This window comes from Paenibacillus riograndensis SBR5, from assembly GCF_000981585.1.
GTDB classification, from domain to species: domain Bacteria; phylum Bacillota; class Bacilli; order Paenibacillales; family Paenibacillaceae; genus Paenibacillus_AQ; species Paenibacillus_AQ riograndensis.
This window is the reverse complement of record NZ_LN831776.1, coordinates 5,276,335-5,287,753: the sequence shown is the minus strand read 5'-3', so window position 1 is coordinate 5,287,753 and position 11,419 is coordinate 5,276,335. Positions and strand designations below refer to the sequence as shown.

Annotated in this window: 10 protein-coding genes and 1 riboswitch; of the genes, 8 read left to right on the top strand and 2 right to left on the bottom strand. The window is 52.8% G+C overall.

Annotation, left to right across the window (positions count from 1 at the left end; all coding sequences use genetic code 11):
• The first annotated feature begins 31 nt into the window (after positions 1–31).
• Positions 32–1,135: a GerAB/ArcD/ProY family transporter gene (locus PRIO_RS22485; protein ID WP_020426013.1), complete on the top strand. Its 1,104-nt coding sequence runs from the start codon at positions 32–34 to the stop codon at positions 1,133–1,135.
• On the opposite strand, the gene PRIO_RS22480 is transcribed toward PRIO_RS22485, so the two are convergent.
• Positions 1,132–1,362 carry a YczF family membrane protein gene (locus tag PRIO_RS22480; RefSeq protein WP_020426014.1) on the bottom strand — a complete coding sequence of 77 codons (231 nt, stop codon included), beginning with the start codon at positions 1,360–1,362 and terminating at the stop codon, positions 1,132–1,134. The two genes, PRIO_RS22485 and PRIO_RS22480, sit on opposite strands and share 4 nt — an antisense overlap.
• Positions 1,363–1,724: 362 nt before the next feature.
• Between PRIO_RS22480 and PRIO_RS22475 the strand changes: the two genes are divergently transcribed.
• The 4 genes from PRIO_RS22475 (at position 1,725) to PRIO_RS22460 (ending at position 5,951) form a co-directional block, all read left to right on the top strand.
• Positions 1,725–2,132, top strand: coding sequence for a (2Fe-2S) ferredoxin domain-containing protein (locus PRIO_RS22475; protein WP_331709815.1), 408 nt, complete (start codon positions 1,725–1,727; stop codon positions 2,130–2,132).
• A 160-nt stretch (positions 2,133–2,292) separates the two neighbouring features.
• On the top strand, positions 2,293–3,102 hold the full coding sequence (locus PRIO_RS22470; RefSeq protein WP_020426016.1) for a GNAT family N-acetyltransferase: 810 nt from the start codon (positions 2,293–2,295) through the stop codon (positions 3,100–3,102).
• A 157-nt stretch (positions 3,103–3,259) separates the two neighbouring features.
• Positions 3,260–4,414, top strand: a complete 1,155-nt coding sequence (locus tag PRIO_RS22465; protein WP_020426017.1) for an AI-2E family transporter — start codon at positions 3,260–3,262, stop codon at positions 4,412–4,414.
• A 19-nt stretch (positions 4,415–4,433) separates the two neighbouring features.
• Complete coding sequence (locus PRIO_RS22460) at positions 4,434–5,951, top strand: carboxylesterase/lipase family protein (protein WP_020426018.1); 1,518 nt, start codon at positions 4,434–4,436, stop codon at positions 5,949–5,951.
• 346 nt (positions 5,952–6,297) lie between these two features.
• On the opposite strand, the gene PRIO_RS22455 is transcribed toward PRIO_RS22460, so the two are convergent.
• Positions 6,298–7,473 carry a PstS family phosphate ABC transporter substrate-binding protein gene (locus tag PRIO_RS22455; protein ID WP_020426019.1) on the bottom strand — a complete coding sequence of 392 codons (1,176 nt, stop codon included), beginning with the start codon at positions 7,471–7,473 and terminating at the stop codon, positions 6,298–6,300.
• 204 nt (positions 7,474–7,677) lie between these two features.
• A riboswitch (FMN riboswitch) is annotated at positions 7,678–7,823 on the top strand.
• Positions 7,824–7,950: 127 nt separating this feature from the next.
• On the opposite strand from PRIO_RS22455, the gene PRIO_RS22450 reads away from it, so the two are divergent.
• The 3 genes from PRIO_RS22450 (at position 7,951) to PRIO_RS22440 (ending at position 10,782) form a co-directional block, all read left to right on the top strand.
• Positions 7,951–8,940: a DMT family transporter gene (locus PRIO_RS22450; RefSeq protein WP_020426020.1), complete on the top strand. Its 990-nt coding sequence runs from the start codon at positions 7,951–7,953 to the stop codon at positions 8,938–8,940.
• Between the two features lie 751 nt (positions 8,941–9,691).
• Entirely contained in the window at positions 9,692–10,360 is a 669-nt protein-coding gene (locus PRIO_RS22445) for a stage V sporulation protein AA (RefSeq protein ID WP_020427260.1), read from the top strand.
• Positions 10,357–10,782 (top strand): stage V sporulation protein AB, encoded by a 426-nt coding sequence (locus PRIO_RS22440; RefSeq protein WP_020427259.1) that lies wholly within the window; start codon positions 10,357–10,359, stop codon positions 10,780–10,782. The genes PRIO_RS22445 and PRIO_RS22440 overlap by 4 nt, the downstream gene beginning before the upstream one ends.
• Positions 10,783–11,419: the final 637 nt, after the last annotated feature.

Genomic DNA, 11,419 nt, shown 5'->3' with positions numbered 1-11,419 from the left:
TTCTGATTGAATAGGACAGGGAGACTGCGATATGAAAAAAGAGGTCATCGGCCCCAGTCAGGTATTTGCCATGATTGTGCTGTTTGAACTGGGAACCGCTATTGTGGTTCCTATTGGGCTGGAGAGCGGCCATGCGGTATGGCTGTCAATTCTGATGGCTCTGCCCGGCGGGGTTCTGCTGTATCTGATCTACAATGATCTCTACCGCCAATTTCCGAATTTGATCATCAGCGGCTATACCCGGAAAATACTTGGCAATTATATCGGCTGGCCGCTAAGCTTGCTGTATATTCCGGTGCTGATGTTCAACGGCTCCCGAAATTTGCGGGAGGCGGGAGATCTCCTGATCTCGGCCTCCTACGACAGAACACCGATCCTGATCATTAACTCCATTATGGTCATTGCTGTTATGTATATTCTGAACAAGGGAATCGAGGTGTTTGCCAGAACTGCAGAGATTTATTTTTGGATTATGATGGTCATGGGCCTGGTGTGCAATGGAGTGGTGATTATCGCGGGCCTGGTTGATTTTAAGAATCTGTTCCCCTTGCACTACAAGGATTGGGTGGATGCCTTGACTTCCGCATATCCGAACATCTGGATATTCCCTTTTGGCGAACTGGTATGCTTCACAACGGTTCTGCCCTTTTTAAAGAACTCCGGAATATCGAGAAAAATGGGCGTCACCGCGATCATTCTAAGCGGATTTCTGCTCTGCTTCACCCATGCGATTGAAATCTCCGTCCTCGGGTTGGACATTTACAGCAGAGCAGCTTTTCCCATATATACAACAATAACGCTGGTGAATGTTGCGAATTTTATCCAGCGTCTGGATGCGCTTGTGATTCTGACCCTGATTATCGGGGTTTTCTTCAAAATGTCAATTTATTGTTTTGCGGCGGCAGCAATCACAGCGGATTTGTTCAAGGTTAAAGATTACCGGAGGCTGGTGGTGCCAGTGGGTGTCATTGTATTGATCTCCTCGTTTATCAGCGTGGAGAATTACACCAGCCATTTGAATGAGGGAAAATTGTTTTTGAAGTACTTCCTCCCTGTTATTTGTGCCGTTGTACCGATTCTGCTGTTTCTTGTCCACCGCATCCGTAAGCGGTTTGGCTGGTACAGGGAGCCTTAGTGGCCGTGTTTCTTCTTCTTTTTTTTGCCGGTCTCCACTGCTACTTGGATCACCGGAAGAAAAAGAAAGGTAATAATCACCAACAGTTCCTGGTAGGTGGTAGTGATAAAGATTTTGGTAAGGAAGTTGAAGGACTGGGAGAATGGGGTTCCGGTTAACCAATCTAGCGAAATCACCATGGATAAGCCCAGTATTGCAAGCATGGCATAAATCAAAAGGATTTTCATGGGGTTTAATCTCCTTCTTCAGATCTGGCGGGTTAACGGTATTATCCCCATCATTGAGACGGATAACCAACATTCCGGGAGAAGGATTTAAGGCGGAACCCCAAACCACGCGACTTGACGGTCCCCCAAGGAATCACTATATAATTGAACTTGAAAATATACATACAGGGAAAAGTGGCGGAAGAGAAGTTTGGAACTGGAGGAGCGAATGCGTCCGCCTTTGTCTGCGGATTTCCACCGCGAACAGCGGTAACAATCAAGAAATCTGCAGATGGGCAGTGGCCGGAAGTCCAAACATTCTCTGTAGTCACGACCAATCCCGAAATTTAAAAATCACAAGTTCAATTTATATAAAGTTTAGAATGATCCGTAAACAGGGTATAAGTGTTCAGAAGGGGGGCGCGGCAGTCATGACGACCTGGAATTTGCAAGGAACGCTCAGCCATCTGCTGATCTGCGGCGGCAGCAGCTGCAGGAAGAATGCAGGCGAAGAAGTGGCGGAAGCCATTGAGGATGAGATTGAGAAGCAAGGGGCTGCAAGCAAAATACATACCACCGTAACCGAATGCAACGGGAGATGTTCGGATGCCTGTATCGTGATCGCTTATCCGGAAGGCGTATGGTATAGGGAAATGACGCCCAAGGCAGGTAAAAAACTGGTGCGGAAGATGCTCAAGGGGAAGCAGCTTGAAGATCATATCCTCTATACCTACGATGGCGGCCTGCAGGCACAGACCGGAAAAGGCGCCAAGGGTAAAAAGAAAAAATAAAAAAAGGGAGCGGTGGCGGGAAACGATGCATAAATCCCTCCCCCGTATGAACACAGACAGGAACAGCCTGCTGCCGGAAATCCATTGGCGGCGGGCTATTTATTTTTGCGGAAGGGGGGTCTATGATTGAGAGGAACAGGAAAATTAAGGGGGAACCGTGATGTTTGTGAGCTTTGAGACAGGGGATATGGTGCTGCAAAGTGAGGCGTTCATGCAGGAGGAGGTGCGGTATAATCTGATCCACCGGATTACCGAATATCCCGAAGCGATCCGGCTGACCACGGCAGACCGCAAGCTGATTTTTACGCAATCCCAGGGACATAATCCCTGGCTGTGGGTGTCTGGAGAACTTCACGAAGGACAGCAGACCAAACTGGTGCAGCTACTGGCGGAATGGGTGCGGACTTATGAATTTCCGGGGATTTCTGCACAGCCGGAGACGGCGAAGACGTTTGCGGAAGCTTTTTGCGGAGGCCAGGGCAAGCTCTACCATACGCATATGATGCTTGAGGCTTATCAGTGCCTGATGGTGCGGAAGCCTGCTGGAGTCAGGGGGAGCCTGGAGCAGGCCAAGGCTGAGCATGTTCCGGTGATTGCCGGTTTTTTGGCCGGGTTCATGAAGGATGCGTTTGGCGAAAGGCTCCGGGCGGAGGATTTTTTGAAGATTGCAGCGGAGGATGCCGCATCCGGCAATCTGTATTTGTGGACGGAAGAGCATACTCCTGTATCGATGGCCAAAATCACGCATCGTTCCGCCAGACATGCACGGATTAATGATGTATATACCCCTTCCGTCCACCGCAAGCAGGGCTATGCCAGCGCATTGGTTGCCGCCCTGTGCGGCCGGCTGCTGGACGAAGGGTTAACACCGGTGCTCTATGCGGACGGCAAAAATCCGGACTCCAACAAGGTCTATCAGTCGATCGGCTTTCAGCACGCGGGCCAAATTGCAGATCTCAAGTTTGACTAAGCGTACAAGTACTTAAGGAGAGTTTTCGGGCAGCAGGAATTCCTGGTTTCACTGTTCTGCCGAAATTTGACTTGCTGCCCCCATGTTGACTATGCTAATACAAAGTGCAAATAATCACACATACAAAGAGGCATTTGTGTTAAGGGGGACAGGCATCATGGAGAGGCTGCAGGTATGGCCGGAGAAGTTCAAAAAGTTTTTTCTCAATAACCGATTTGTGGTAACCCTGCTGATTGTGCTGCTGATCGGAGTAAACATTCTGGTGTTTGCCAAAATTCCTTTTATCTTCAAGCCGATTTCAGTCCTGCTGCATACCGTGGCCGCACCGCTGCTGCTGTCGGGAATTGCCTACTATCTGTTGAATCCGCTGGTTGACCGGATGGAGAAAAGGAGCAAAATCAGACGCCCTTACGGCATCGTCATTCTATTTCTGCTTATCGCCGGTATCATAACGCTGATCCTGCTTACGGTAATACCTATGATCCGCACCCAGCTGGTTGGACTGATCGATAATTTTCCTAAATACAGTGACCAGATTCAGCAGGAATTTATCGACTTGACCGGCAGTAAGCTGTTCGAACAAATTCAGGAGAATGTTGGGACGGATTTCACTGACATCACAAGCAAAGTAACCACATGGGGGACCTCTTTCCTGAACAATGCCGTGAGCGGCGTCGGGAATTTCGTAGGGGCGCTGACGGAAATTGTGCTGGCCTTGGTGACTACTCCCTTTATTCTGTTCTACCTGCTGCGCGACGGCAAAAGGCTGCCGGATTATCTGATGAGATTTATCCCGACCGCACTGCGGCCCCAGACCCGCATGGTCATGTCGGAGATGAACAGCCAGGTGGCTTCCTATATCCGCGGGCAGATTATTGTCAGCTGCTGTATCGGCGCCTTGCTCTACATCGGATATTTGATTATCGGACTCGAATATTCGCTGGTGCTGGCGATTGTCGCTGCCTGTACAGCGGTCGTCCCCTATCTGGGTCCGGCAATTGCGATTACACCGGCCTTGATCGTTGCACTGGTGACTTCTCCGTTCATGCTGCTGAAAATGGTGTGCGTGTGGACCGCAGTCCAACTGATTGAAGGCAAGTTCATTTCCCCGCAAATCATGGGCAAAACGCTGAAAATTCATCCGATTACGATTATATTTGTCATTATTTTTGCCGGTAAAATGTTCGGAGTGCTCGGAATCATTCTGGCTGTGCCGGGCTATGCTGTGCTGAAAGTGGTCGTTACCCATGTCTTCCAGTGGTTCCGCTTCCGCTCAGGACTCTATAAACAAATTGAAGAAACCAAGGAATAACGGGAAGAGGTAGATAGATATGACAGCAACCCTGGTCACTACTTTATATGGAAAGCTTCAAGGGGCGGAGGAGGAGGGCGTGAAGGTGTGGCGCGGGATTCCTTTTGCCGCTCCGCCAGTCGGGAAGCTGCGGTTTCGTGCACCACAGCCGCCGCAGCCGTGGGATTCCGTCAGAGAGGCGCTGGCGTTCAGTCCTGTCAGCCATCAGCCCGCGAGCACCAGCAGCACCCGGTTTGGCGGATTATCTCCGGAATACTCTGAAGACTGTCTATACCTGAATGTCTGGTCGCCTGCAGAAGCCGGGGAGAGCCTGCCGGTGATGGTCTGGATACACGGAGGGACCTTTGTGACCGGGGCAGGAAGCCAGCCGATGTTCGACGGTGCCTGCATGGCCCGTAACGGCAAGGTTGTTCTGGTTACGGTGAATTACCGGCTGGGACCGTTCGGATTTCTGCATCTGTCCCCATTTGGCGGGGGCCTTGCCTCCAATGCAGGCCTCCTGGACCAGATTGCCGCCCTGGAATGGGTACAGGGAAATATTGCCGCCTTCGGGGGAAATCCGCAGCGCGTTACCGTCTTTGGGGAATCCGCAGGCAGCATGAGCATCGCTGCACTGCTGGCGATGCCTGCCGCGGCCGGCCTGTTCGCAGGCGCGATCATGGAGAGCGGTGCCGCCCAGAGCCTGCCGCCGCAGCAGGCCCAGGAGATCGCCGCCGCGCTGCTGGCTGAGCTGGGGCTTGCGCCAGGCAGCGGCCTTGAGCTTCTGGACCACCTTCCGGCGGAGCAGATTATGGAGGCTGCGGCGCGGATGACCTATAAGCTGTCCGGTGAAGCGCTCAGCATGTTTTTTCAGCCGGTTGTGGAGCCTGCCACTTTGCCGGCCGATCCTGCTGAAGCTGTAGCGGGCGGAGCGGCACGCGGGATTCCGCTGCTGATCGGCACCAACCTTCATGAAGGGAACCTGTTTTTCCGGGAAGAACGCCCGGGTGAGAGCTTCGAGCAGTCACTGAAATCGCTGGAGCTGCTGATGGGCATTGACGATCTGGCAGAGCTTGCCGGCGGTTACCCTAAGTCCTGGGAGGGACAGGCAGCGTTTCTGACCGACCTTTTTTTCTGGGGCAGCTCAATTGCCTTCGCAGAGAGCCAGTCTGCGGCAGCACCTGTGTGGATGTACCGCTTCGACTGGACGGTTGAAGGCCACCCGCTGCTGGAAAAGGCGGTTCACGGCGCTGAAATTCTGTACGTGTTCGGCAACCTGCATCTGCTGAAGCAATACGGTTTGACGGTTACGCCGGAAATGCAAAGGCTGTCCGAGGTGATGCAGAAGACCTGGACGGCGTTTGCGCATCACGGGAACCCTTCCCTTGCTGATCTGGAATGGCCGCAGTACAGAACGGACTCGCGTGCAACCCTGATCTTTGACGGAGAGACGCGGGTGGTGCAGGACCCGGATGCGGACAAACGCCGGCGTTTGTTTGCTGCGCAGGCCAATTGGCCTAAGGTTTTTTCCGCCGGGGCCAGCGATTCACGGGGCTGATTGATTACCATGAGGCCTGAGAGCAGGCGGATGTTTTTGAAGGATTAATTTCCGGTTGATTGCACTTTGTACACTAGAAAGCTGAGAGGTTCTGCAGCGAATGGCAATCTGCTGCATTTCGTGCAGCAGATTGCCTGATTTGGAGCCAAAAGCGCCTTTTTCGCCCGAATCTGCTGTACAGAGTGCAGCAGATTCCATTTTCCCGCTGATTTAGGGAGCATCTGTTGTATAAAGTGCAATTGAATGCCGGTGAGCGCTGCATGACCAATAGTTTCGAGCAGACTCAGCTTCTGAATAGCCCATCTTCTGAACAGCCCCGCTTCCTACTTCATTTCACAAATTCCGTCTACTTCAACGAGGTATACCCCGTCTTCTCTACCAGCTCCTGCCCCTCAGCCGATTGAATCCAGTCCAGAAACGGCTGGACATTCGGATTCACGCTTCCTGCAGTTACGGCATAAAATTCGGTGGTCATCGGATATTTTCCGCTGCGTATGCCCTCTTTGTCAGGCTGTACACCATCGATGGCCAGCAGCTTGATGTGATGATTCGCATTCATCTCCGAGGCATAGAACAAAAAGCTGAAGCCCAGCGCATTGTTGAAGTTGCGGTAGTCGGAGGTCTGGCTGATGATGCCGCTCATCAAATCCATTACATCCTCCTGCGGGGGTGTCATCAGCGTTCGCCCAGCCATGATTTTCTCCAGCATGGTCTGACTGCCGCTGCCCTCTTCCCGCTGAAAGGCGCGGATGCGTTGATGTTTACCGCCAACCTCTTTCCAGTTCCTCACTTTGCCGGAATAAATGTCTTTCACCTGATCCGTGCTCAGGGAAGACACCGGGTTGCGCTTGTTGACAAAGAAGACAAACGCTTCGCGTCCGATCGGCGTGAGCTTCAGCTCTTTGCCCGCCTGCTTGGCCTCTTTTTGCTGGGCGGAAGAGGGGGCTGCGGCAAAAATAATGTCGCTGTCCCCGGCAATCAGCCGTTTGTAAGCAAAGGCGGTAGAAGAGCATATAACGATGTTCTGATCATTAATTTCATAGGGATCGTAATTGTCTTCCGGGTACACCGCCTGTACAAAAGCGGAATAGAGCGGGTAAAGCGCCGTTGCTCCATCCAGACGCGGAAGCTGGTCATGGATATGGTAGGATGCGGGATGCTCCAGAACCGCGGCCTTGGAGAGGGCGTCGAACGGCTTGTACTGCGTAAGGTCAACCTCCCGGTCATCCACTACAGCGAAGCTGTTGACATAGGCTTTGTTCAGCTCGTATCCGGCTGTGGCCAGCAGGCAAAGCCCGGCAAAAACGGCAATGCCCAGATTCCGGGTCCGGGGGGAGAGCAGCTGGAAGACCGTCATGACAAAATAAGCAGCCAGCCCGCAGGCGACGACAACGATAAGCGGTGCGTAGAAGGCCAGTCCAAGGGTTAGTGCAGTAATGAAGTATCCGATAAATCCGGCGACAGCAAGGACAATTAGGATCAGGACAGTATACAGCAGATTCAGACCAAAGGATCTTTTCACAGCAGCCTCTCTTTCCTGAAGCAAAAATATAGTTATACATACATTTCTATTATATCTAAACGATCATACCTTCTTCCAATTTCTGAGCGGGGTCAGCCCCTGGAAATGCTATGGCTGATGAAAAAACTGTGAATATTTTCATTAGGGACTGGACGAAAAGCACAAACGGCGTTATTCTGAGGTTGTGAAAAATATAACGGAATACAAGATTCTCGGGGTAAGGTGAAATTCCTGACCGGCGGTGATGTTCAAAGCGAACTAAGCCCGCGACTTCTTTTCTCTTCAGAGAAAAGAACTGATCTGGTGCCATTCCAGAGCCGACGGTAAAGTCCGGATGGGAGAGGATCATAAGACGAAGAGGTCAGGCTTATTTCTGATGTCTTTGCCCTAAACAACCCCCGGTTTACGCCTTTTTCAGGCGATCCCCGGGGGTTTTGGTCTCTTATCGAGGGTTTGTATCGACAAGGAGAATGAATTATGAGTCAAGCTACTGCTTCATCTTCAGGAGTCCGCACAGCGCCGCTGCGCAGCGGATTCTGGCTGGTCGTCCTGGGCGCGGCGCTGTGGGGTGTCGACCCGCTGTTCCGCATTATCCTGCTGAAATCACTGACCTCGTCACAGATTGTGCTGCTGGAGCATGTCGTGCTCTTTCTGGCAGCAGCCCCTGTGCTCTGGCGCCACCGCGCCGAACTGAAGGGAGTCCGGCTGCGTCAGGCTGCGGCACTGCTGATTGTATCGTGGGGCGGCTCTGCCGTGGCTACGATTCTGTTCACCAAGGCCTTGGCGAGCGGAGACTTCAATGCGGTTCTTCTGCTGCAAAAGCTGCAGCCGCTGTTCGCTATCGGCCTGGCCGCTGTCATTCTGAAAGAACGCCTGCCCAAAAACTTCGGGCCGCTGATTATCGTCGCCCTGGCGGGAACCTATCTGCTGACCTTCGGCTGGACCATTCCCTTCGGGCATGTGAACAGCTTCATCAGCATCAGCAGCCTGATGGCGCTGGGAGCAGCCGCGTTATGGGGCGGTTCTACGGTTATGGGACGATACCTGCTGGGTTCCATGAAGTACGAGACGGTGACTTCACTGCGCTTTATCCTGGCGCTGCCTTTGCTGTTCGTGATTACGAGCATGGAGGGAGCCCCTTGGCAGATCCATGGCGGCCTGGGCACATCTGCAGCCATTGGGATCAATCTGCTGCTGCAGGCGCTGCTGCCCGGACTGCTCAGCATGCTGCTCTATTACAAAGGCCTTAACACTACCAAAGCTTCCTATGCAACGTTAGCCGAGCTCAGCTTTCCGATGACGGGCATCCTGATCAACTGGGTTGTCTACCACCAGCTTGTCACCTTGCCGCAAATTATCGGCTTTGCGCTGATCTGGACGGCACTGTTCTTCATTTCAAGCCAGCAGAGCCGGCAGGCTGTCCCGGCTAGCCTGGAATTATCCCAAACGAATCAACGCAGCGCCTGAGGGGAGTGACCCCAGGGCACTGATGCACCAAGAAGATGCCTCCTTGGCCATATGGCCGGGAGGCATTTTTTTTAATTCCAACTATATAAAGCGAACTTGAAAAACGAACAAAAGGGAAAAGGGATGGAGGGGAAGTTTGGAACTGTAGGAGCGAAAGCGTCCGCCTAAAAGCTTTCCGTAGGAAAGCTCGCTATCTTCAGCATAGGCAGTCTGCGGATTTCCACTGCGAACAGCGGTACAAATCAAGAAATCTGCAGACAACAGCGGCCGGAAGTCCAAACATTCCCCGTAGTCCCGACGAAGTCCCTAATGTAAATATCTTAAGTTCACTCTATATAGCAAGTTACTTACCGGTTTCTTCGCAGGAGCTAGATGGAAAAAAGGAACTTATTTTTCCTCAAATTAAGAAATCCTGAGAGTGAAGTGGAAAAAGTGAACTTTATTGGGGTACATTTCTGGTCCAATGGCGAAATGGGCTGAATTAGTGACCCTTTTTCCACTTCATCTGCCCGAGGGTAGGGTACTCCGGTAAATTAGATAACCTTTTTCCACTTAAAAAGTTGCCGTAGGATTCATAGGGAATCGTTCTCCAGGTAACACTAGAACAAAAACGGCTGCTGTTCCGTGGAGGACGGCACAGCCGTTATTGTGTTGTTCAAGAGTAAAAATAAGCCTTTTCTCCCATACTACCGTTATTCTTGAAAATAAGACTTTGAAGCTTTTCATTAGATCCTGTAGGAGGTGTCCGCACATGACTGCCCATTCGGCTCCCGCTATTTACATACAGCTCAAAAACCGGGTGACGGTGCCCAAAGGCAAAGGTGTTCTACTGCGTGATGTGGCCTACCTCATTACCGATCCGGAGTGGAGGGAGCCGCTGTATTCACTGCTGCTGCTGGACCCTGTCCAAAGCGACGGCAACCTGATCCTGATTGATCTGCTGACGGTCATTCCCAAGATCCATGAGCTTGTGCCCGGAGCAGACATTCAGCCGATCGGCGAAGGTCGGACGCTGGTGCAGATTGAAGGGCCTGTGGAAGCGCGCAAGCCGTCCATTGCCTTGTTTGTGCTGGTCTGGCTGCTGCTGTTCTTCGGCTCTGCTTTGACGATTATGAATTTCCATGCGGATGTCAGCATGCTGGAGGTGCAGGTCAGGATTGTGGAGATGCTGACGGGCCGCCGGGACGAGCATCCGTATGTCTTTCAAATTGCCTATTCCCTGGGCATCGGATTTGGCATGGTGATTTTTTTCAACCATCTTTTTAAGAAAAAATGGAATGAAGAGCCAACTCCGCTTGAAGTGGAAATGTTCCTTTACCAAAAAAATATTGACCACTATGTAGTCAACGAGGAGTACAGCAAAATGAAAAACAATGGCGATGAATCCTCCAGACGGCCGGGGAGGGGGAAAAGGTTATGACCGCACAGCTGTCGCTGGGGCTGCATCTGCTGCTGGGGATTGCCGGAGGCATTGCGGTGGGCGGCGGGGTAATCGCTCTTTTCATTGTACTGGACATGGTGCCACGGCTGGCCCAGCTGACATCCTCCTACGATAAAGTGCATTGGTATGAAGGAGCAATGGTCGGGGGCTCCCTGCTCGGCACCATGTCTGATTTCTGGAATTGGCGGATTTCCGCCGGGCCGCTGGTAGAGCTGGGAGTAGGCTTGTTTGACGGGGTATTTGTGGGGATGCTGGCCGCGGCGCTGACCGAAGTGCTGAATGTGCTGCCCATCCTGGCCAAGCGTCTCCGTATGACCCATCTGCTCTTCGGGCTGCTGATGGCGATGGTCTGCGGCAAGGTGGCCGGCTCTTTGTTTGATTGGTTTGTATACCAACAGTAGAAGGAGGTTATGGTGTGGTTAAGTATGTTCACAGCGGATATTCTGTCGAGGCTTCAGAAGAAAAAAATCAAACAGCCGGTAAAGACAGTGCGGAGATGATGGAAGAAGGGCCGGAGGCGCCAACTGGTGTGGGAGACGATGGTCCACCCGGTCCGGGGACGGGTACGGGTACGGGAACTGCCGGGGAGGATACGGGACGTTCAGAAACAGAGACACAGGATATGGAAGCGGCTGCGGAGCTGGACACAACAAATGTGGAGAAGCAGGAGACGGAGCCAGGCGGCGGGGAGGCCGGTTCAGCGGCCGGGGACACCGCATCTTCTGCGGAGAGCCAGGCATCGGAGGCGGATGAAGAGAAGGCGTCCGGTACAGAACCGCCCAAGAAGGGCGCTAAGGGGTTCCTGGCTTCGTTGTTCAGTGACGACGAAGCTGAACCGGATGGGGACGGAGAGGAATCCGGAACCGGCGGTACCGGCCGCGGGGCCGGCAATACCGTGGGCAGCGGGGAGGACAGCGGAGAGGATTCGGGTGCAACCGGATATGGGGATGAAAGCTCATCCGGCACTGCCGCCCCTGAGAACCGGTCCGCAGCAGCAGATTCCGGCCAGGGAGGCCTCAGCTGGGACCGCGGGATGGA